The organism is Acetobacterium sp. KB-1 (assembly GCF_003260995.1).
Taxonomy (GTDB): Bacteria; Bacillota; Clostridia; order Eubacteriales; family Eubacteriaceae; genus Acetobacterium; species Acetobacterium carbinolicum.
This window is the reverse complement of record NZ_CP030040.1, coordinates 1,200,340-1,222,243: the sequence shown is the minus strand read 5'-3', so window position 1 is coordinate 1,222,243 and position 21,904 is coordinate 1,200,340. Positions and strand designations below refer to the sequence as shown.

The following is a 21,904-nucleotide window of genomic DNA, read 5'->3' as shown; positions in this document are numbered from 1 at the left end:
CACTCAAAAGTGAAATGGAGGGCAGGGTCAATGATAAAAAGATGGTCACCAACAGCAGATCTAGTCATAAAGAATGTGACAGTCTATACTGTAGATCTATCAGTTTCCGAAATAAGGGGCGGAAAAACTGATTTTACGGTTATCGAAAATGGTTTTGTGGCAGCTAAAGATGGAAAAACAATTGCCGTAGGCAAGGATTTTGATGAAAAAATGGTCGGTTCGGAGACTCAGATTGTTGATGGGAGTGGCAAGGTCCTGATTCCGGGGCTCATTGATTCCCACATGCACGCGATGTATGCTGGTCTGGAACTGATGCATGTCAATTTAAAGAAGGCTAATTCCAAGAAGGAATGTATCGAACTTTTAAAAAGCAGAGTCGCCATCACACCAAAAGGGGAATGGATCCGCGGCAGCGAATGGAATGAACTGGTCTGGGAGATTAAAGAAGCCCCAACCAAAGCGGACCTGGATCAGGTGACCACTGATCATCCCATTGTTTGCAGTCGATTATGTCATCACGTTTGTGTGGTCAATTCAAAAGTTCTGGAACTTGCGGGCATCAATAGCGATACAAAAGATCCCGATGGCGGACAGATTGGGCGCGATAGCGATGGCAATCCCAATGGACTTTTGTATGAAGCGGCGGCAATGGGAATGGTTGAGTCGATGATACCGGAGTTAACCGAAGCGCAACGGCTATTAGGCATTGAAGAAATGGGCAAGGTGATGAGTGCGGCAGGGATCACCAGTTGCATTGATGCCAATCTGACACCCGATGATATGAAGGCCTACTTACAAGCTGCCAATAACGGGAAATTATCCTACCGGGCCAATCTGATGTTTTACCTGGACAAGGCGGCCGGAGATATTCCATTTCATTTAAAGCGCATTGAAGAAATGCCGGCAGTAACCGGGTTTGGCAACGAAATGGTCAAGATTAATGGCATCAAGATCCTTTTTGATGGAATTCCGGTAACCGGCACCGCGGCGATGCGAAAGCCTTATGAGCATCTTTCGGAAACAAGTGGCGAAACAACCATCTCGGCAGCGGAAATGTTCGAAGTTGCTAAGTTAGGGGCCCGGTACAATTGGCAGATTGGCGTTCATAGCTGCGGCGATAAATCAGCGGACATCGCCATTGCAGCATTTATTGAAGCCTACAAGGTGAATAATAATGATGCCAGACACTATATCATTCACCATGCCGTCATGCAGCCCGATCAGATTCCGTTGCTTGAAGCCTATAACATTCCCATTACGGTTCAGCCAACCATCAATTCACTGATGGGCGAACAAAGTATTATCGGTGATGAGATGGCAGGACGATATATGCAGTATAAAACCTTTATGGATGGCGGCGTTCTGGTCGGCGGTAGTTCAGATTGCCCCGTTGTGGATTGCAATCCGTTTTTGGGCATCCATAGTGCCATCACCCGGCTAAGCGTGGCTGACGGCGTGGTCTGGAGTCCCGAACAGGTTTTGACACCGGCGCAAGCTTTGATTATGTGGACAAAAAGTTCAGCCTATTTTTCACATGATGATGATAAAATGGGCTCGATTGAAGTCGGTAATTTGGCCGATTATGTCTTAATTGATACACCCATACTAACAGCTACGCCGGAAGAAATTCTTAACACGACGGTGGCTAAAACCATTTTAAGCGGCAGGATCGTTTACGAAGCATAGTTTAGACACTCTTTGCGGTGGAATTGACTTTCCCCAGTGAAGAGTGTTTTTTGTATTGAATTTGTCGAGTGCAGCAAAAAAAACGCAACACGCATTGAAAAAATCGAATTATTTCGGTATACTTAAAGGCAGCTAACGGCTTTATGAGACAATCCAGAATGGAAAGGCAGGCACTATGGAGCTGCAATATTATTTTGCCGATGATTTTTCGGCGTTTGAAGATTATTTTGCCAAGATCAGAAATTCGGTCCGGCGTTATCAGAAAAACGAGCCGGTCAACGGCTTTGGAGAGCCGATGGATGAGATGTATTATATCACCTGCGGCACGATGTCTGGTTCCTTTATTCATGAATCTGGTAATGTCAAAACTTCGTCATTTTACGGCAAGGGTTATCTGGCACCCCTTTATTTTCCTGGGGAAATTGAAATGATGCGATCCTTTGCTTTTACCGCTGTGACTGATCTGGAAGTCTATGTCTTTAATCGGATTGGCTTTGAGCGGTATGTTAACACCAATCCGGCCCTGAACGTGGCGATGTATCGTGCCTATATTAAATTGGTTTCTTTAAATGGTCAGGAATTAGCCAACCAGTTATTTTCAACCGGGATGGAAAAGATCTGCAATTTCTTTTATATCTATTTGAAAAACACCAATGATCATAACCAGTGGATTCCCTTTTCGCAGCAGGCCATTGCCGAATTTGTAGGTCTGAACCGGGCCAATGTGGCCAAATATCTTAAAGTACTCAGGGAAGAAAAGGTTATCGATACCCAGAGAAACCATATAATTGTGATAAATATGGAAAAACTACGTCGGTTTTGCTCAAATAACATTTAAACTTTCTTAAAATAATAAAATTTACAAAAATAAGCGTCCTTATGTCTTTTGCGAGACAGAAGGACGCTTTAAAATTTGCTAAGATAACGGTAACGATTGAAACTTTTAACGGTCGATCGGGGAACCCGGTAGCGAAATTACTTTTGATCAAAATCTAACTAATATAATGGAGGAAAAAAATGAGCGATGTTCAAGCCTTACAACAGCAACGCGGTAAACTGTATAGTGATTTCTATTCAAACACAATTCCCGAGCGGATGCCGATCGGGATAACGCTGCCCCAGCATCTGGTCGCAGAATATGGTGGTCAGAACCTGTTTGATTTTCAATTCAATTATGCGATGCTGGCTGATCCGGCCCAGGAGCTGTGTACAAAAATCTATTCCGATTCCTGTCTGGTGGCACCGGCAAATTTTCTGTTGTCCCGGACGCCGTCGATGTATCAGCTTTATGGCTCCCAGTCCTTTGTAATGGGGAATGGTGGTTTTGTGCAGCATCCTGAGGTGGTCGGGATGATGGATGACGAGTATCCGCAATTGATTGACAAACCCTTTGATTTTCTGGTCGAGACCGTCATCCCGCGGCAGCATAAAAACCTTGATCCCCAGAATCCGATTAAAATGGCCACCGCCATCCAGATGGGCAAGCTGGCTCTGCAAAATGACGAAATGGCCTTTCTGCCGACCTTTTTTGAATTGATCCAGACTCATGGCTATTATCCCGGCAGTCCCTTGGGCTCCTTTAATTTCACCGAAGCCCCACTGGACTTTATTGCCGATCAACTGCGCAGCTTTTCCGGCATCAGCATGGATGTCCGACGGCATAAAACCCAGCTTCAGGAAGCCGCCGCGGCGGTAATGCCGCTGCTCTATCATTGGGGGTTGCCGGGTAATATCCATCCCCAGGGATCGGTCTTTATTCCACTCCATATGCCGACCTTTATGCGGGAAAAGGATTTTGTCGAGATTTATCTGCCTTCTTATAAAACGATGCTGCAACAGTTTGCTGCGGTGGGCGCCCGTCCTAATATGTTTTGTGAACACGATTGGAGCCGTTATCTGGATATCCTGCAGTCGGAAATCCCGGCTGGTTGTCAGCTGGCTTTTGAATATGGCGATCCCCAGACCATCAAAGATAAGCTGGGCAAAAAATTTCTGCTGACCGGCTTATTCCCCAGCAGTTCATTAAAGACCGATACGCCGGCCCAGATTGTTGACCGCGCCAAGGCCTTCCTGGATATTATGCTCCCCGGCGGCGGTTATCTGTTTGGCTTTGACAAAAACCCGCTGACCCTGAAGGAAGTGAATCTGGAAACCCTGGCCGCCTTAACCGCGTATATCCGCGACCATGCCACTTACGAAACCCCCGGCGCCGCTTTTGGTACACCGCTGAACAGCGAAGGCTTTGTCTATGATGAGCGCCTGGTGCCCAAGCCCAAGTCTCAATATTTGTTTGACTGGGAAACATTTAAACAAAGCTATCCGCTGACCCCGGATTTTGCCCGGGCCAATTTTGAGCGGTTCAGCCATGAAACCTTTGATTTTTATATGAACCTGTTAATTTAAGACACAGCAAGAAGGAGCAATTATGATTATAATCGGAGAAAAAATTAATGGCAGTATTCCGGCGGTTAAGGAGGCGATCGACAAGCGTGATGCCGCTTTTATTGCCGACCGGGCGGTCAAACAGGCGGCAGCAGGGGCGGATTTTATTGATGTCTGCGCCAGCACCACTCCGGAGCTGGAGATACAGACCCTGAAATGGCTGATCGAAGTGGTTCAGGAGACCGTGGAAACGCCGCTGTGTATTGATAGTCCCAATCCCCGGGCGATTGAGGCGGTGTTTCAATACGCCAATAAACCAGGGCTGCTCAACTCCATCTCAGAAGAAGGGGACAAGTGCGCCGTGCTGTTACCGCTACTGGCTGGCAACAGCTGGGAGGTGGTGGGGCTGACCTGTGACAATAACGGGATTCCCTGCGATCTGGAAACAAAGCTCAAAATCACGGTGAGTATGGTCGAAAAGGCGGACAAATTTGGCATCACCCCGGATCGGATCCATATTGATCCGTGCGTGATGGCGCTGTCGACGGAAAACAATTCGCTGCTGAATCTGGAGGCGGAAATCCGGGCCATCAAAGCCCTCTATCCGACCATCCATGTAACTGGTGCCATCAGCAATATCTCCTTTGGTTTGCCACTGCGGCCGCTGCTCAACAAAACCGCGATGGCCTTCGCCATTGCCGCGGGAATGGACTCGGCCGTACTGGACCCGTTGAACCGGGACATGATGGGCACCATCCTTGCCACCTATGCCCTGCTGGGGCAGGATAGACATTGCCGTAAATACAGCAAGGCCTACCGGGCCGGGGTGATTGGGGCGGTAGTAAAATAAGTTACACAGTTTTAAACAAAGGCGCCCTTTTTAATAAAGAGCCGGGATGGTCCTCGCTCACAAGCGAATTTTTCAAAAAAAGAATCGGCTTCCGCCAGCTAATGTCGCTGGTAGAAGCCGATTCTTTTAGTCATTTTAGTACTTCATAACCGTCGATCACATTGTTTAAAGCTGCCAGTCGCTAAAGTAAATAAAAATTCGTGTGCACTCTTTTAGGTTAATGAAGCTTTCTCAGTTCCAGTTTTTTCTTTGAATACTCGTCATCATCAATTTCGCCTAAAACGTAACGTTCATTTAATATCTCTAAAGAACGATCAGCAGGCGGCTGATTTGTATAGCTCGCTGAATGGTGAATTCCATTTTTTGAGAACCAGACAATAGCGACGACAATTAATACAATTAGTAAAAGCATAAACATAATACCACCTCCTGCCATGCCCATCAATCCAAATCCATGTGAGGACCCAAACAGACCGAGGCCGCACCAATTAAAGGGATTTAATCCCATCATTTTATTTCACCTGCTTTCTCAATTTTTGTAGCTAAGTATATCATTCTGTACGTTTAGCTTATCATGATGTTGTGTAGAAATTATGGAGATTAAAATAATCACGATTTAATTTTTGACGATTGCGATATTGCCGATTCAGTTTAATGATCTGTGCGTTGTTTGTGCTATTTGAAAAAGATTAATATCTAAAATTTGCCGTTTTTCTCAGATTATTGGAAAAGTCAGTTTGAATAGCAGGTCTTTTTTTATTGCCAGCGATGTTAGAATAATACTATTTTCAACCGAGTCGATGACGGGATTTTACCATTTGATGAAATCGCAGGCGGTAGTGTTGGAAAACAAGCGGGAATATTCATAAAATGATGCGATTTCGTCCATATCTTCAATAATTTTATTCGGATATAATACAGATATTACAAAAACGAAGGAGTTGAGACGAGAACACATTTTAAACGATACCAAAGGATTGAGAACAGGAGGAGAAGGCTTTGAAAATATTGATACTGGGTGGTTTTCTGGGTTCCGGAAAAACATCGGTGCTGCTCCAGCTGGCTCAATATCTGGTGCAGCAATATCCCGGCAGTCAAATGAGTCAGGTGGCGATCATTGAAAATGAAATTGGTCAGATCGGCATTGACGACAAGTTGCTGCGGGGCAATGGCTATACGGTCCGGGATATTTTCTCCGGATGCGTCTGCTGTAGTCTTAACAGCGATTTGCTGTCAGGCGTGCAGGAAATAAAAAGCACGATTGATCCGGAATGGCTGATCATCGAAGCGACCGGAGTGGCCTTTCCCGATAAGATCGCCGAATCACTGTTTACTAACCTGGGGATTGCCGCCCAGATTGTCACCCTTGTTGACGCCAGTCGCTGGCAGCGGATTCGGATGCCGCTGGCAAATCTGATTGAAGGACAGCTAAATGATGCCCACCTGATTCTGATTAATAAAACTGATCTGGTGGAGGAAACCGTATTGCGGGAGGTTGAAGCTGACCTCTGGGAACTGAATTCAGATGCGGCAATCTATCTGATCAGCGGAATTAAACCCATTGATGAACGGCTGCTTAAGGTGATCCAGAATGGCTGACTACAAGATCAAAATCAGAAATAGTGAGCAACTGAGCAAACGCAAAAGCTATCAGATTGTGACCACTTTGCATGAAGGAGCGGTGGCCATGGCCGGGGAAACTGTGTTTCAGGAGAAATCTTTTAAGGCCCTAAATACCGTCATCCAGGAAGAATTTGCGGCAATCAATCAATGGATTGCCGCGCGCGGTGGGATTGTTGGTCATCTCAAAAGCTTTCTTGCAACAACGGGACAGACCGCGATGATCTCGACAACCGGTGATCAGGTAATTTGTCGCCTGCAGCCAGCCGCCGCAGACGGCAGCAATGGGGTTTTAGTCAGTATTGCGCTGATCGTTTTTGCTATTCCCCCGAATGATTTGGAAGCGCGGCTGATTGATCTTTTTGAGCAACTGGAATACGCCCAGAAAAAAGGAGAAAGCCATGACCGATAAAAACCAGCCAGCCGAAAGCCGGATCTATAGCGATGAACACGGCAACCAATTTAAAATGGATGTGATAAAGCATTTCAGCTTTGGTGATAAACAGTATGTATTGACCCGGGAGCAGCGACTCCACCACCATCATGACGAAAGCTGTGATTGCCATGATCACCATCACCAACCGGCCGAAACCGCCAACGAAGATCTCTATGTTTTTGAATGGTGTGATGGACCTGACGGCCCAGCCCTGCTGGCGGTCAGCGAGGCAACCCTTAAGGCATTGGAGCCCTTTCTGGCCGGGCTGGAAATTAAAAATAATGAAGAGAAATTAGGAGAACAAAGCATGATCATCATCGGAGAAAAAATCAACGGCGCCATTCCCGCCACGGCTAAAGCCATTGCGGCGCGGGATGCCGAGTATATTACGCATATGGCCCGGATTCAGACGGCGGCCGGGGTGGACTATATCGATGTCTGCGCTTCAGTCGAGAATAACGTTGAGCTGGAGACCATGAAATGGCTGATCGACATCGTCCAGGAAGTCACCGAGACCCCGATTGCAGTGGACAGCCCCAACGAACAGACCTGCATTGCGACCATGAACTACTGCAACAAACCGGGGCTCTTTAACTCGGTTTCGATGGAAGGCAACAAGGTCGATGTCGGATTTGCGGCCATTGCCGACACCAGCTGGGAATGTGTGGCACTGTTGAACAGCGACAAGGGCATCCCCAAAACCGCCAAGGATCGGCTGGATGTGTTTGCCGATATTATGGCCAAAGCTAAAGCATACGGGATTGACCCCTCGCGACTGCATATCGACCCACTGGTGGAAATGCTCTGCACCTCGGAAGAGGGAATCGCGGTGGTGACGGATGTGATCCGGGAGATCAAGAATCAATACCCGACCATCCACGTTACCGGGGCGATCAGCAACATTTCTTTTAATCTGCCGGCCCGCAAAACGGTTAATATGGGCTTTACTGTCATGGCGATGATGGCCGGGTTGGACAGTGCTATCCTTGATCCCACTGATCGGGATTTAATGGGGATCATCTTTGCCACCGAGGCCTTGATGGGGGAAGACGAATATTGCGTCGAATATATCCGGGCTTACCGCCAGGGAATTCACGGCGCGGTAAAAAAATAACAGTTTAGGGTTAACGTGTTAATCACACATTTATATAAAATCGACTATAATAGGAGGAAGAAAACATGTCAAAAATTACAGAAGTGAAAGAATTGGTGGAAGCAGGGAAGTCCAAGAAGATCGGGGCAGCGGTCCAGGAAGCGTTGGACGCTGGTGGCCAGCCAGCCGAAATTCTCCAGGCGATGGTGGATTCGATGAGCGTAGTCGGGGATAAGTTCTCGGCTGGTGAAATTTTCGTACCGGAAATGCTGATTGCCGCCAAGGCGATGTCCAAAGGGGTGGATGTGTTACGGCCCTTGATGACCGGTGACAACGCCGCTTCACTGGGAACCTGCGTCATCGGAACGGTCGCTGGGGATCTTCATGATATCGGTAAAAACCTGGTTTCGATGATGATTGAAAGTGCCGGCTTTACGATGGTGGATCTGGGTGTGGATGTACCTGCTAAAAAATTTGTGGAAGCGGCCAGAGAAAATGACAATGTGACCTTAATCGCCTGCTCGGGACTTTTGACCACTACCATGCCCGCCTTAAAAGAAGCGGTTGCCACCATTAAAGCCAGTGGCCTGAGTGACTGCAAAGTAATTGTCGGCGGTGCCCCGGTAACGCCGGAATTCGCCGCGGAAATCGGGGCTGATGGTTATGCCGCTGACGCCGGATCGGCGGCGGTTAAGGCTAAAGAACTGGTTAAGTAAGAATTAATTGCTAAGAACTAAAAATAAAAGCATAAATAAGGGGAGGATACAAGATGAATCAGAGAGAGAATTTTTTTGCGATGATCGAGGGAAAAAAGCCGGAGTTTATACCGAATATCATGGAACTATATAAAATCTGTGTTGGTGGAGCTGATTGTGCTGATCAGCCAACAATGGGAGGCATAGATGTTTTTGGTGTCAATTGGATTTTGACAAAAGAAGGCGAAATGCCTGAGCCAAATAAATTTTTATTTGATGATATCGCCGACTGGAAAGAATATGTCAGTTTTCCAGATGTGAATACTTTAGGTATTGAACAAGCAGCCAAAATGGAACTGGAGGGTGTGAACCGGGACGAGGTGATTATTAATGTTTATAGTCCAACCGGATTATTTGAGCGACTGGCTGCTTTTATGGGCTTTGAAAATACGCTTTGTTCACTGGTTGAAGATCCTGATTCCTGTCGGGAATTTTTCGAAGCTTTTGCCGACTATAAAATTGCCTGTATGAATCGTTTTATTGATGCTTATCAGCCAGATGTCATTACCTATCTAGATGATTTAGCGACTGCCAACGGACTATTTATGTCACCAAAAGTTTATCGTGAAGTCATCAAACCTGCTCATCAACGGATTGTCGAGGCAGTGACGTCCAGAGGTGTAATATTTTGTCAGCACACCTGCGGAAAATGTGAAAAGATTATTGAAGATTACGTGGAAATGGGGGCAAAAATCTGGAGTTCGGCCCAGATCAGTAATGATCTGGAAGGGATTATGAAAAAGTATCAAGGTCAACTCATTGTCGAAGGTGGCTGGGATTCATCAGGTCCAGCCAGCTATATTGGCGCTTCAACAGAAGAAGTTGTCACAGAGACTATCCGCTGTGCCAAACAGTATGGAAAATACGGGAATTTCATACTCTTTCCAACTTTGCTGAATGAAAATGGAAACTCTCTATTTGTTGGCGATTCACGGTTAGGCTCGATGATTGAAGCATGGCACAGAGTCGAAAAACTCGCATGAAACAGGCGATACTGACTGGACTAATCGGTGGGGTCATGGGTTTGATCATGAGTTTTCTGATGAACTGGTTACGGGTTCCAATCCCCGAAACAGTGCTGGCAAACGCCATTGGCAACGGCATCAGCGGCTTGCTCAGCGGGTTTATGGGTGGTTTTATCGGGTTGCTGATGTATATGAAAAAAGGCACGGTGCCAGAAAAATAATCACATTCTAAAAAACGACAGCAACACAGCGCTTCCAACCCGCTGTGTTGTTTTCATCTTTACAAAAAACAACGTTTTTATTTTAATATTGTTTTTAAAAAAATCATGCTATACTGATAAAAATAACAGATTAAACTAAACAGGTGAAGCAATGGATCAATCCGAAACCCTCCAACCAACACAAAAACGCCTCAGCGACCTGGTTGACATCAAAACCCTCCAGGAAATTCTCGACGCCTTCACTACCACTACCGGCCTGATGGCCAATATTGTCGATGGCGAAGGGGTTTCAATCTTTCCGCGCAAGGGAATTAAGAAATGCTGTAAATTCTGCCGTATTATCTACAGTCTGGAAGGCGGCAAGAACCGCTGTCAGGCGGCTTACAAACGGGCCGGCAAGCAGGCGGCGCTGTTTGGTGAGCCCTATATTTTCCGTTGTCCCTCAGGCTTGATTGAGTGGGCGGCGCCGATTGTCTTAAATGGTGAGCATGTCGGCACGATTATCTGCGGCCAGGTGCTGATGTGGGAGCCGGAGGAGTTTTTCTGGATTGAACTCAGGAAGATGAACCAGGCAATCACTGATGATTTTGAGGAATTGTTTGAAGCGGTGGGGGAGCTGGCCATTGTTACCGGCAATCAGGTCCAGGCCTCGGCCTACCTGTTGTATGTAGTGGCCAACTATATTATGAAAGCCGGCTGGGAAAATTTTGAACAGTCCCGGGAGTTTGCCCGCCAGCGCACGCTCTACCATGCCGAAATCGAAAACCATAAAAGTCGGGAAGAACAAGCGGACAAAAGCGATCGCCGGTCGCTGCTTGATGAGGATGAAATCATCGTCCAGCTGCAGCAAAACCGTAAAAAAGCGAAAGCTTATCTGGAGGGGCTGATCTCCGGACTGCGCTATGAAGCCCACCAGAATCTGGCCCAGTTGCGGGCCAAAATGACCGAGCTGCTGGTGGTACTGTCCCGGGTAGTCAACCGGATCGGGCTGGCAATGGCACCGTTTCTGCACATCAACGATCAGGCCATCGGCCAGATCTATCAGACCACTTCGCAAGAAAACATCTCGGTCATCACGTCCAAGGCCGTTGATGCTTATCTGGAACAGCTTGAGGCCGCAGCAGTCAAACCGGAAAACCCCAATATCAGCTTGATGACCGACTACATTGACAAGCATTACCCCGACAACCTGACCGTGGAGGCGATCGCCGACGCTGCCTGTCTCAGTCCCGGTTATGCTGGCCGGATCTTTAAAGAGCAGCTGGGGTTGTCGATCATGGATTATGTCTTAAAAGTTCGGATTGACAAATCCAAGAAACTGCTGCTTAATCCCCACTATCAGATTCAGGCCATTGCCGAAAAGGTCGGCTATGGGGATGCCGGCTATTTCACCAAGGTGTTCCGTAAATTTGAAGGAATCACCCCGACGCAGTTCCGGAAAATACACAAACGATAAGAGGCCGAATATGGAAAAAGTATTAATCGAATTACAGCAGGCCATCGAAAACGGGGAAACCCAGATCGCCATGAATAAAACCAAGGAAGCCCTGAATTATGGCATCCGCACTGATAAGATTATCCAGACTGCGATCAACCCGGCTTTTAAGGATCTCGGTCAGAAAATGTTTGACGGCGAGATCTATGTCACCGATGTGCTGATGGCCTCCCGGGCTGCGCACGCAGCGATGTATGTGATGGAACCGATTCTGTCCCGTTCAACCGGCTCCTCCAAAGGGATTGTGGCGATTGGCACGGTGGCTGGGGATCTCCACGACATCGGCAAAAACCTGGTTATCATGATGCTTCAGGGCAGTGGTTACACGGTCATTGATCTGGGCATTGATGTACCGACAGAAACCTTTATTGCCGCCGTCCGGATGCATAAACCCGATGTGCTGGCCTTATCCTCGTTGCTGACCACCACCCTGCCGGAGTTGGATAATATGATCGATGCCCTTGAAGCGGCGGGACTGCGCGCCCAGGTCAAGGTGATCATCGGCGGAGCCCCGGTGACGGCTGAATATGCCGGCCGGATCAAAGCCGATGCCTACGCCAACGACCTGTTTGAAGCCACCGAGGCGGTAGCGGATCTGGTTAAGAATCGGATTGGGAAGTATGCCGTCTGAATGGCGCTTTTTTGAGTAAGGGCAGGCACAACAGTCAGTTATCACAACAAAAGGGTGGTCACTAATCAATTTTTGGTTAGTGACCACCCTTTTTTCAGTTTTCAGCCAGCTGGATCAGTTCAAATGAAAGATCCAGGTGCAGCAGATCATCTTTGTTTTTCAAGTCAGTTTGACCGATTTCTTTGATCCGTTCCAACCGGTATACAATCGTAGCGCGGTGAATAAACAAGTCTTTGGCAGTCTGAACCGCATTGTGATTGTTATTGAGAAACACGCGCAGGGTGTGGACATAGTCGCTATGATTCTTTTGATCATAATCAAGAAGCCGCGTGAGGATAGGCGAAAGCAGCAATTGGCTCGGCAATTCGGCGGTGATCTGATTGAGCATGTAGGGCAGTACTGCGTCACAGAATTTATGGATCGCTTTCGTGGGATCGGTGCGGGTGCCGATTTCCAGGGCGATTTCGGCCTCGCGAAAATATTCTTTCAGTTGGCTTAAGCCAACCGTGTAATTGCTGTAGCCTACTTTAAAATTACCTTCTTTGACCAGCCGATTGAATTTCTTAAAATACCCATCCCGGGATTCCTCAAGGTGATCGAGGTTGATGATTACCAGAATACTGTGGTTGTGGGAAAAGGCAAAGGTCTGGCGAAAATCCTGCATGATCACATTGCAAAAATAGGTGGTCGTGGTGTGGTAAAGATCCTGAGAGCTGGGTTTGATATGGACCACACAATAACGATTGGTTTGCGACCAACCCATTTGTTGCAATGCTTTCTCAAAAGCAGTTTGGTTATAGGCGTTGCCCAATATAATATGCTCAAGCAGGGTCGCCAATTGACTATTCTTACTGCGCAAAAAGGTGGCAAGATAATCAGGATCCTGAACCAGCTGCTGTGATAAATATTCTAAAATCTGGCTGTCACTATCCGAGAAGGGTTGGGCGGTTTCGGGGACAATGATCCGAAAAAGAAAGGTGTCATTGAGAAAAATGTTTTTGCACAGGGTCCGAAAGGGCATCACTTCGGCTGGATAGATAAAAACATTTTTTTCATTCTTGATTTTCTTGTAGACGGCATCATTTTTAAACAAGTTGACCTGCTCGATGGGGATCCGTCCCGATTCGTCAAGATGTAAGTTCGGGGAGTCATATGAGGCATGCATCGTTGAGTGGGCAACCATATAAAAATCACCGTTCATCACAAACATATCATTTCCCAAAATTGGTTGGGAAATATCCGCCAGCTGTTGCAGCGATTTTTTCTCGCGCAGACAACGCAGCAGTTTTAAATTCCAGTTTCCATAAATATCGTAAATTTCATGAATGACATTACTTAGTTCAAAAATATCGGTAGTATCGGCAATTACCAGCAGCTCCAGCGCATCATTATAGTAGCTGGGCGGGGGCTCGCCAATGCAGATCAAGGATGAAGCCGGCATAAAGGTCAGCTCGGGTGGCAGTTTTTCAGCACTGGATATATATAATGTGTGGGAATCTAAACAGGTCTGACCGGCATAAAAAAGCAGATGGGCCAAGTGTAATAAAGATCCTGAGCTACCAATGTTGTCATCTTTTACAAGGGTTGTCAGTTTTTCTTTCAGTAGGGTTAAAGACAGTTCATCGCTGTTCACCTCCTTATACATAGTGTATAGATCAAGACAAGAAAAGTCAATCAGCTTGTATAATTTACAGTTTCGTAAATATCTCGTAGAATAAAAATATCAACGAAGTACAAATTTAAGGAGGATTATTGATATGGCATTAACCCCGAAGGAAAATTATTTAAACGCTATCAATCACAAAAAAACCGAATGGACCCCGGTCCACATTGCCGACTGTGACGTGCTGGGATTTGGCGCCCTGCCAGGACCCTGGATTGAAAAAGGACCACTGGGCGGCGGTTACGATGGCTTTGGTATTCGCTGGATTACCCCAGCTTCTGGCGGCGGCGCACCGATTCCGGCCCCCAATGAACATATTATGGATAGTGAGACCATTACAGATTGGCAAAAGATTGTCAAATTTCCCGATCTGGAAGCCATCGACTGGCAGGCCATGGTGGACACCGAAATAAGCATGATGCCGGTGGACCGAACTCTGAAAGCCATTGAATTTGGCTGTGGCAATGGCGTCTTTGAGCGGTTGGCGGCGTTAATGGGTTTTGAAGAAGCGCTGATGGCACTGGCCGAAGAACCGGAAGCCTGTAACGATTTAATGACCGCGATTACTGATTACAAAATTGAGTTTGCCAAAAAAGTAAAACAATATTACAATCCGGATCTATTTACCAATTACGATGATATTGCCACTGAAAGAGGGCTGTTCATGTCGCCGCCGACTTATCGTGAACTGATTAAACCCCATCACAAACGGCTTAACGACGCCGTCAGAGAACTGGGGATGATCCCGGTGCAGCACACCTGCGGTTACTGCGAACCACTGATTGAAGATATCATCGAAACCGGCGCCGCAGTCTGGACGTCGGTTCAGCCGACCAATGATATTGCCGGGATGCAGAAAAAATACGGCGACAAAATTGTGTTAATGGGTGGCTTTGATACTAACGGGGCCCCCGGTGCTGCCGATGCGACCCTGGAAACCCGAATCGCTGAAGTGCGCCGCTGTTTTGATGAATATGGCCAACAGCCCGGGTTCATCTTCTTTGGATTTGTCCTCGTCAACAGTCTGGATCCCGCCGAAATCGGGGCACAAATGATGCCGATTATTCAGGAAGCGGCCCGTTACAGTCATCAGCTGGCAGCACAATAATAGTATCAGAACAGGAACCGATTGTGAAAATATTAATTCTCGGGGGCTTTTTAGGCTCTGGTAAAACCAGCGTATTGCTGCAACTGGCAGAATATCTCGTCAGTCTTGAAAAAGAGTATCATTCTGAAGTAAAAGTTGCGATTGTGGAAAATGAAATTGGCGCCATCGGAATTGATGACAAAGTCCTGAAGAAGGCCGGATTTATTGTTAACAATCTCTTTAGTGGATGCGCCTGCTGTTCTCTCACCGGAGAACTGGTTGCCAGTATTAAAAAAATCCAGACCGAACTTGATCCCCAATGGCTGATCATTGAAGCCACTGGGGTTGCTTATCCAGGCAGTATCAGAAAAGTAATTTTAGATGAGGAGGGTATTGACTCTACAATCCTGATCATCGCTGATGCCAAACGCTGGCAACGATTGGTTAACGCCATGGAATTGTTGGTATCCGGACAGCTGGAGGACACTTCGATCGTATTACTGAATAAAGTGGATCTGATCAGCAGTGCCGAACTTAAACAAGTTGAGCACAGCATATTAAACTATAATCAAACCGCGGAAGTCATTCCAATATCCGCAAAAGCGGTAATTCCAGAAGACATATTAAAAAAAATAGTCAATCAAGCGGAGGATTTATATGATAACAAAGCATGACCACGCTGAATCCTGTAACCATCACCATCACGCTGGTCACCATCATCATGGGATTGAATCTCACATGCATGATGATGCATTGGTATGCTCCGGCAATCGGGATATTATTGGAGATTTGGAAACCATAAAACAAAATTTGGTAGGCGAAATTGAAATCCTGACCAGGTGGATAGAGGAAATGAGCGGGATTATCGGTCATGTCAAGGCTTTGGTTGAATGCGATGCCCCGGTAACCATGATCTCAACCACTGGGGTCGATATAACAGTCAAAGAAATGGTAGGATCAACCGTTCAGATAAGTATTGTTGCCATTGTATTCAATACGAATGCACAAAGCCTGGAATGCCGTATTGCCGGGCTATTTGACGCTTTATAAAAACAAACAGATTGTAAGTAGGAGTTAGAAAATGATTATTATTGGAGAAAAAATTAACGGAGCGATTCCCTCAACGGGGAAGGCCATTGCGGCAAAGGATGCCGAATTTATCCGGAACCTGGCCATTAAGCAGGCCGAAGCCGGAGCGAATTTCATTGACGTCTGTGCCTCAGTGGATGATGACATCGAACTGGAAACGATGAAATGGTTGATTGACATCGTTCAGGATGCTACTGACGTGCCGATTGCAGTGGACAGCCCCAATGTTTATACCTGTATTGAATCGATGAAATACTGCAACAAACCAGGACTGTTTAACTCGGTGTCGCTGGAAGGTGGTAAGGTTGATGAGGCTTTCAAAGTACTGGCCGATACCAAATGGGAATGTGTTGCCTTATTAAATAGTGACAAGGGAATCCCTAAAACCGCCAAAGATCGACTGGAAGTGTTTACTGATTTAATGGCAAAATGTAAAGAATACAAGATCGACCCCTCCCGCATGCACATTGATCCCTTGATTGAAATGCTTTGTACCTCKGAAGAYGGCATTGCCATGGTGACCGAAGTSATCCGGGAAATCAAAAAACAATATCCMACCATTCATGTCMCCGGYGCCGTCAGCAAYATTTCCTTCAACCTGCCMGCYCGWCGGATTGCCAATCAGGCCTTTGCCGTKTTRGCCATGAGTGCCGGYATGGACAGCTTTATTCTCGATCCTTTGAACAAGGATATGATGGGAATGTTGTTTGCTACCGAAGCGATGATGGGTGAAGATGAATATTGTATGGAATATATCGGCGCTTTCCGGGAAGGCATTTTCGTAAAATAAACAACAGCAAAAACAAGTTACAACCAAACCCGGTACCCACACAGGTTCCGGGTGGCTTAATATAGAAGTAAGTGCATTAAATTAAAAATCAAAGGAGAAAAAAATGTCAAAAATTGAAGAAGTAAAAGTTTTAGTCGAAACCGGTAAATCAAAAAAAGTCGCTGCCGCTGTTCAGGAAGCGCTGGATGCCGGTGACAAAGTCGCGGATATTCTCGAGGCGATGATCGCGTCGATGGGTGTGGTGGGAGATAAATTCTCAGCCGGTGAAATTTTTGTGCCGGAAATGCTGATTGCAGCCAAGGCCATGTCCAAAGGGGTGGAAGTGTTAAAACCATTGATGGCCGGCGAGGGATCTAACTCACTGGGTACCTGCATCATTGGAACGGTAGCTGGAGATCTCCACGATATTGGCAAAAATCTGGTTTCGATGATGATCGAAAGTGCCGGATTTGATATGGTGGATCTGGGCGTCGATGTTCCAGCCGAAAAATTTGTCACTGCTGTTAAAGAAAATGAACATGTCGTTCTGGTGGCCTGTTCTGGTCTGCTGACCACCACCATGCCAGCCTTAAAAGAAGCAGTTCAAACCGTTAAAACAGCATTTCCGGAAATGAAGGTGATTGTTGGTGGTGCTCCGGTTACTCTGGAATACGCCAACGAAATCGGTGCTGATGGATATGCCCCGGATGCCGGCAGTGCCGCGGTGAAGGCTAAAGAACTTGTCGCATCTATTTAATGTTGCATACATTTGTTTAAGTTATAGAAATAAACTGGATAAAATATAAAAAGGTGGTTCAGCCGGATGAAACAAATATTTATTACTGGGGTAATCGGCGGGTTAATGGGTTTGATAATCAGTTTTTCAATAAACTTTTTTCTAATACCATTACCGGAGACGGTATTAGCCAGTGCTATTGGCAATGGCATCAGCGGGTTGATCAGTGGTTTTATGGGAGGCTTCATCGGTTTGATGATGTATCTCAAGCACTTAAATAGTAAAGAAAACAAAACGCTAAATTGATAACAGGTTTAAAACAACACCGCGCCGGAAGACGCGGTGTAGTTTTTGGTTACGTCAAGATTTTGTCCAGTCAGCCCCAAGCCGCCGTTGTTTTTCTTGACAAACCCGGCCTCGATGAGGTTTAATGTTAAACAACGACAAAATCCGGGAGGTTTGACAGATGGAGGCATTTTTAAGACTTGAGGGCAAGGCCAGGGAGGATTTCTACCAGGCCAAATACGATTATTACCGGCGTTTTAATCTGGGCGTCATGTTTGCTTCGGCCTTGATGTTCTTTAGTCTGCTGGTGCCGGACTGGCAGGTGTACGAGCAGTTTACCTTGCGCTTGCTATTGATCCGCAGCATGGTGGTGATTCCGCTGGCGGTGGTGGTGCTGGTCTATCGCCAGACCGGTAATTATCGGATCATGTCAGTCGTATCCCTGCTGATGGTTCATGCGATGATCTGGGGTAACATCTGGGCCGGTTCCTACGGGGCTGATCAATCTTATGTCAATGAAGGCTTTCTGATCATGAGTTTTATCCTGTTGCTGGCTTCCTTCAGTGCCCCGCCGTTATATGCTATGGTAGCCCAGCTGGGACTGATCGGCAATATTCTACTGGCCGACCAGCTCTATCATTACTCCAATCTCGAAGTGATTCTGTCCTTCAACATACAGGTGATCATTCTGCTGGGCCTGGTCGATCTGATCGTTACTGGTTTTTATTATGATCATTACATTACTCAGAAAAAACTGGAGTTTGCGCTATTCCACGATCCTTTGACTCAGGTGTTCAACCGACGGCAGCTCCATAAAATCATGGGGGCGGGCCACGATCTGTCTTTTATGAGTCCTGATATAGCCATTGTGATCATGGATGTGGATCATTTTAAACTGGTCAACGACAACTACGGCCACGATGAGGGCGACCGGATTCTACAGTTTGTCGCCGACTGCATCCGCCACAGTCTGCGGGGGCCGGATCTGGTGATTCGCTGGGGAGGCGAAGAGTTTGTCGCGCTTCTGTTTGACTGCCAGCGTGATCAGGCCAGCCTAGTGGCTGAACGGATCCGCAGTTCGGTGGAAAAGTCGGTTAACGGCGTCTGCAAGATCACCATTTCGCTGGGCGTGGCCATCTATGAGGGCGGCGACTGCTTCGAAACCATCAAAAAAGCCGACCAGGCCCTCTTTGTCGCCAAGCGCAACGGCCGCAACCAGGTGGTCAGTTACGAGGCTCTGGATCAGGATGCGCTGGATTTGGACGGGTACAACCAGCGCGCCGACGCTTAAATGGGCCGGATGTGCCTATACTAAGCAGTTTTTCTTGACAGACCCGTCCAGATGAGGTTAAATAATTCAGTAACTAAGATAAACAAGGAGGCTCAATATGGGAAGAATCTCAGGTAAACCGCTATCACCACCAACCGTCTCATCGCAGAAGCAGCTTTGAGACCATAAAAAAGACCATATTCTCCAATGGCTGATTCTGCGATTGCTATAATCATTGGTGTTAGAAGCATACATCTTTGCATAAGTATTTATAGAAAGCGAGAACAGTCGTGAAATCAAAACTAATGTTTATTCTGGCGATGGTCATCTTCGGAACCATCGGCATTTATGTGCGGTTTATCAATCTGGAATCCAGTGAAATCGCCATGCTCTGAGGACTGATCGGCAGTCTTTTTCTGCTACTGATCAGTTTTATCCGCCGGGAGAAAATTGCTCTTTCCAGCGTCCGCGAAAACCTGATTCCGTTAGTGTTTTCAGGCGCTGTGCTGGCTGGCAATTGGATCTTTTTGTTTGAAGCATTTAAGCACACTACCATTGCCAATGCCACCCTGAGCTATTACATGGCACCAGTCTTTGTCATCGGCCTGTCACCATTGGTGCTGAAGGAAAAGATCATCCCCCGCAAGGTTATTTGCATGGCGGCAGCCCTGATCGGGATGTTGCTGATCCTCAAAGGCTGCAGCCAGAGCGGCGCAGCGGGCAATGATCTGTTGGGCATTGCCTGGGGGATTGCCGCGGCAGCCTGTTATGCCAGCCTGATGCTGACCAATAAGTTCATTAAAAGCATGAACGGCATGGCCACCACGCTGCTGCAGCTTAGTATCGCTACGGTGGTGTTATTTTGCTATGTGAGTCTCAGCGGCGGCATCGCTTTTTCCGGCCTCACCCCGGTGGCGGTAATGGCGGTGCTGGCGTTGGGCCTGGTGCATACCGGACTGGGCTTTTTTCTCTTCTTTACCGGCATGAAAGGGCTTAATGGTCAGAGCATCGCCACCCTCAGTTATATCGACCCGATCACTGCGCTACTGGCGTCATTTTTGATTTTTGGCGAAGCCATGAACGGGGTCCAGATGCTGGGAGCCGTACTGCTACTGGGGGCCACCTTCCTGGGGGAATATAAAACCGCGAAGCTGCCGGAACTTGTCGGCGACGAGCAGATGTAGTTAACAATCAAACTTTTACCTGAAACGTCATTTGATCATGAGTTGCAAGAGTCATGATGGGGACAGTTAAGGGTAAAGCAGCTTCGCACAAAAAAAGATCAGCCAATACCAGCGGGAACGCCGGGATTGGCTGATTTTTGTATCGGGCGTGGCGAGCTTTCATGCTGGAGAGACTTAAGATCGCCCCGTAGGGACATAAAAACCGGTGCCACAACTCGGCCGGAAAGAAAAGGGTCAGGATGACGCCGCCGGCAAAGAGCAGGGGCAGAATCGGCAGCTTTTTACCAGTCAGCATCACAAAAACAAAGACTAGGAAAAACAGCAACAGGATCACAAGGCGGAGCCAGGGTTTTGACAACCAGCGAGGAATCTTAAAACTTTTCAGCTGGCTTTTCTTTTTCACAAAGGTGAGTCCTTCCATCGCTGTATTGATCGGACAGATCCAGCCACAATAAAGACGGCTCCAGAACAAAGAAGCCAGCACACCCAGCACAAAAACGCCCATCCACAGCTGAATCTTACCGGTCACCAGCAGGACGATGAACAAACCCAGAAAAGCCAGCTGGATGACCCGGCGTCGTGCTGTTGTCATTGCTTGTCCGGATGATAAAAAGCCGGTCCGGGGGCTTTGATCACAAAAATTTCCAAAATTTCGGGATCACGGTTATTAACATTCATTTTGACGTGGTAGGGAATATTGATGATCTGTCCCGCTTCATAGCGGTGCGGTTCCTGATCATCCAGCTGCAGGGTAACCGCCCCTTTAATGACGATCATATAAACGTTGGAATTGGAATAATGCTCCTTCAAGCCTTCTCCTTCGGGAAAAATCATATGGTTGATCATCACTGGTTGGTCATCAATCAATTTTTCAATCCGTTTTTCATTGCCATTGGCAAATGCATAAATTTTTTCTAACATCGTAATCTCCTTTTCGTCATGGATATAATCTAGTATAATCGATAAATAAAAGAAAAGGTGTTACCATGGTAACACAAGGAGATGAAAAATGAAAAATGATGATCTTTTGCGCTTATTGATCAGCGCTAATTTTTTTAATGGCTTTTGTGAAGTCGAACTATTAGAAATAATCCGCTCGCCCGAAACGACGGTCAATCAGTTCCACAAGGATCAGGTAACCCATTTAAAAAATGAACCCTGTCATCGGATGGACGTGATTCTTTCGGGACGGGTGGCGGTTTTGAATCTCGATGAAAACGGCAATATGCTCACTGTCAACGTCTTTCGGGCCGGGGAAAGTATCGGCGAAAATTTGCTCTTTGCTGTCAACAACGGCTATCCGATGACGGTGATAGCAGTCACCGAGGTGACGCTGCTACAGCTGGAGCGCGAGCTGGTGGTGGCCCTCTGCCAAAAAAATGCTGATTTTTTGAAGGGACTGATGCAGTCCATTTCTGAAAAGACAATGATTCTGACGGACAAGTTGACGGTGATTTCCTTAAAAACCGTTCGCCAGCGGATTAACGATTATCTCAGTCATCAATACCAGTTGCAGAAAACACTGATGATCACCTTAGGCTGCTCAAAAAAAGAATTGGCGGAACGGCTGGGAGTGCAGCGAACTTCCCTGAGCCGGGAACTGACCAAAATGAAAAAAGCGGGTTTGCTAGATTATGACGCCAAAACGATCACGATTAAATCGGCGTTTTTCAGTCCCAATTGAAGA

General features: G+C 46.9%; 25 protein-coding genes. 21 read left to right on the top strand and 4 right to left on the bottom strand.

The window, feature by feature from the left end:
- Positions 1-30 precede the first annotated feature (30 nt).
- The 4 genes from DOZ58_RS05665 to DOZ58_RS05650 all read left to right on the top strand — a co-directional run bounded on the left by DOZ58_RS05665 (position 31) and on the right by DOZ58_RS05650 (position 4,918).
- Positions 31-1,686, top strand: a complete 1,656-nt coding sequence (locus DOZ58_RS05665) for an amidohydrolase (RefSeq protein WP_111887433.1) — start codon at positions 31-33, stop codon at positions 1,684-1,686.
- Positions 1,687-1,861: 175 nt separating this feature from the next.
- A complete protein-coding gene (locus tag DOZ58_RS05660; RefSeq protein WP_111887432.1) occupies positions 1,862-2,524 on the top strand; it encodes a Crp/Fnr family transcriptional regulator in 663 nt (220 codons plus the stop codon).
- A 179-nt stretch (positions 2,525-2,703) separates the two neighbouring features.
- Positions 2,704-4,089 (top strand): hypothetical protein, encoded by a 1,386-nt coding sequence (locus tag DOZ58_RS05655; RefSeq protein WP_111887431.1) that lies wholly within the window; start codon positions 2,704-2,706, stop codon positions 4,087-4,089.
- A gap of 22 nt (positions 4,090-4,111) precedes the next feature.
- On the top strand, positions 4,112-4,918 hold the full coding sequence (locus DOZ58_RS05650) for a methyltetrahydrofolate cobalamin methyltransferase (protein WP_111887430.1): 807 nt from the start codon (positions 4,112-4,114) through the stop codon (positions 4,916-4,918).
- A 217-nt stretch (positions 4,919-5,135) separates the two neighbouring features.
- Here the strand turns inward: DOZ58_RS05650 and DOZ58_RS05645 are convergent, their stop codons facing one another.
- On the bottom strand, positions 5,136-5,429 hold the full coding sequence (locus DOZ58_RS05645) for an SHOCT domain-containing protein (RefSeq protein WP_242988614.1): 294 nt from the start codon (positions 5,427-5,429) through the stop codon (positions 5,136-5,138).
- 488 nt (positions 5,430-5,917) lie between these two features.
- On the opposite strand from DOZ58_RS05645, the gene DOZ58_RS05640 reads away from it, so the two are divergent.
- The 8 genes from DOZ58_RS05640 to DOZ58_RS05605 all read left to right on the top strand — a co-directional run bounded on the left by DOZ58_RS05640 (position 5,918) and on the right by DOZ58_RS05605 (position 12,134).
- Entirely contained in the window at positions 5,918-6,517 is a 600-nt protein-coding gene (locus DOZ58_RS05640) for a GTP-binding protein (protein ID WP_111887429.1), read from the top strand.
- Entirely contained in the window at positions 6,510-6,950 is a 441-nt protein-coding gene (locus tag DOZ58_RS05635) for a hypothetical protein (protein ID WP_111887428.1), read from the top strand. Before DOZ58_RS05640 ends, DOZ58_RS05635 begins: the two co-directional genes overlap by 8 nt.
- A gap of 331 nt (positions 6,951-7,281) precedes the next feature.
- Complete coding sequence (locus tag DOZ58_RS05630; protein WP_111889686.1) at positions 7,282-8,088, top strand: methyltetrahydrofolate cobalamin methyltransferase; 807 nt, start codon at positions 7,282-7,284, stop codon at positions 8,086-8,088.
- Between the two features lie 65 nt (positions 8,089-8,153).
- Positions 8,154-8,783, top strand: coding sequence for a corrinoid protein (locus DOZ58_RS05625; protein ID WP_111887427.1), 630 nt, complete (start codon positions 8,154-8,156; stop codon positions 8,781-8,783).
- 53 nt (positions 8,784-8,836) lie between these two features.
- Positions 8,837-9,805 (top strand): uroporphyrinogen decarboxylase family protein, encoded by a 969-nt coding sequence (locus DOZ58_RS05620; RefSeq protein ID WP_111887426.1) that lies wholly within the window; start codon positions 8,837-8,839, stop codon positions 9,803-9,805.
- A complete protein-coding gene (locus DOZ58_RS05615) occupies positions 9,802-10,008 on the top strand; it encodes a hypothetical protein (RefSeq protein WP_111887425.1) in 207 nt (68 codons plus the stop codon). Before DOZ58_RS05620 ends, DOZ58_RS05615 begins: the two co-directional genes overlap by 4 nt.
- Positions 10,009-10,159: 151 nt before the next feature.
- The gene (locus DOZ58_RS05610) at positions 10,160-11,464 is read left to right on the top strand and encodes a PocR ligand-binding domain-containing protein (RefSeq protein ID WP_111887424.1); all 1,305 of its coding nucleotides are present in this window, start codon (positions 10,160-10,162) and stop codon (positions 11,462-11,464) included.
- A gap of 10 nt (positions 11,465-11,474) precedes the next feature.
- Entirely contained in the window at positions 11,475-12,134 is a 660-nt protein-coding gene (locus DOZ58_RS05605; RefSeq protein ID WP_111887423.1) for a B12-binding domain-containing protein, read from the top strand.
- Between the two features lie 94 nt (positions 12,135-12,228).
- On the opposite strand, the gene DOZ58_RS05600 is transcribed toward DOZ58_RS05605, so the two are convergent.
- Positions 12,229-13,779 (bottom strand): CdaR family transcriptional regulator, encoded by a 1,551-nt coding sequence (locus tag DOZ58_RS05600; protein ID WP_111887422.1) that lies wholly within the window; start codon positions 13,777-13,779, stop codon positions 12,229-12,231.
- A gap of 112 nt (positions 13,780-13,891) precedes the next feature.
- Between DOZ58_RS05600 and DOZ58_RS05595 the strand changes: the two genes are divergently transcribed.
- The 8 genes from DOZ58_RS05595 to DOZ58_RS05560 all read left to right on the top strand — a co-directional run bounded on the left by DOZ58_RS05595 (position 13,892) and on the right by DOZ58_RS05560 (position 20,217).
- On the top strand, positions 13,892-14,905 hold the full coding sequence (locus DOZ58_RS05595) for a uroporphyrinogen decarboxylase family protein (protein ID WP_111887421.1): 1,014 nt from the start codon (positions 13,892-13,894) through the stop codon (positions 14,903-14,905).
- Between the two features lie 23 nt (positions 14,906-14,928).
- Positions 14,929-15,558 (top strand): GTP-binding protein, encoded by a 630-nt coding sequence (locus tag DOZ58_RS05590; protein ID WP_111887420.1) that lies wholly within the window; start codon positions 14,929-14,931, stop codon positions 15,556-15,558.
- Positions 15,542-15,934, top strand: coding sequence for a hypothetical protein (locus DOZ58_RS05585; protein WP_111887419.1), 393 nt, complete (start codon positions 15,542-15,544; stop codon positions 15,932-15,934). Before DOZ58_RS05590 ends, DOZ58_RS05585 begins: the two co-directional genes overlap by 17 nt.
- A gap of 31 nt (positions 15,935-15,965) precedes the next feature.
- A complete protein-coding gene (locus tag DOZ58_RS05580) occupies positions 15,966-16,763 on the top strand; it encodes a methyltetrahydrofolate cobalamin methyltransferase (protein ID WP_111887418.1) in 798 nt (265 codons plus the stop codon).
- Between the two features lie 103 nt (positions 16,764-16,866).
- Entirely contained in the window at positions 16,867-17,499 is a 633-nt protein-coding gene (locus DOZ58_RS05575) for a corrinoid protein (protein WP_111887417.1), read from the top strand.
- Between the two features lie 66 nt (positions 17,500-17,565).
- Positions 17,566-17,784, top strand: coding sequence for a hypothetical protein (locus DOZ58_RS05570; RefSeq protein ID WP_111887416.1), 219 nt, complete (start codon positions 17,566-17,568; stop codon positions 17,782-17,784).
- A 160-nt stretch (positions 17,785-17,944) separates the two neighbouring features.
- Positions 17,945-19,054, top strand: coding sequence for a diguanylate cyclase (locus DOZ58_RS05565; protein ID WP_111887415.1), 1,110 nt, complete (start codon positions 17,945-17,947; stop codon positions 19,052-19,054).
- A 377-nt stretch (positions 19,055-19,431) separates the two neighbouring features.
- Complete coding sequence (locus tag DOZ58_RS05560) at positions 19,432-20,217, top strand: DMT family transporter (protein ID WP_371414205.1); 786 nt, start codon at positions 19,432-19,434, stop codon at positions 20,215-20,217.
- 7 nt (positions 20,218-20,224) lie between these two features.
- Here the strand turns inward: DOZ58_RS05560 and DOZ58_RS05555 are convergent, their stop codons facing one another.
- Positions 20,225-20,809 carry a 4Fe-4S binding protein gene (locus tag DOZ58_RS05555; RefSeq protein WP_111887414.1) on the bottom strand — a complete coding sequence of 195 codons (585 nt, stop codon included), beginning with the start codon at positions 20,807-20,809 and terminating at the stop codon, positions 20,225-20,227.
- Positions 20,806-21,138, bottom strand: a complete 333-nt coding sequence (locus DOZ58_RS05550) for a cupin domain-containing protein (protein WP_111887413.1) — start codon at positions 21,136-21,138, stop codon at positions 20,806-20,808. The genes DOZ58_RS05555 and DOZ58_RS05550 overlap by 4 nt, the downstream gene beginning before the upstream one ends.
- A gap of 88 nt (positions 21,139-21,226) precedes the next feature.
- Between DOZ58_RS05550 and DOZ58_RS05545 the strand changes: the two genes are divergently transcribed.
- Entirely contained in the window at positions 21,227-21,901 is a 675-nt protein-coding gene (locus tag DOZ58_RS05545) for a Crp/Fnr family transcriptional regulator (RefSeq protein ID WP_111887412.1), read from the top strand.
- The last annotated feature ends 3 nt before the right edge of the window (positions 21,902-21,904 follow it).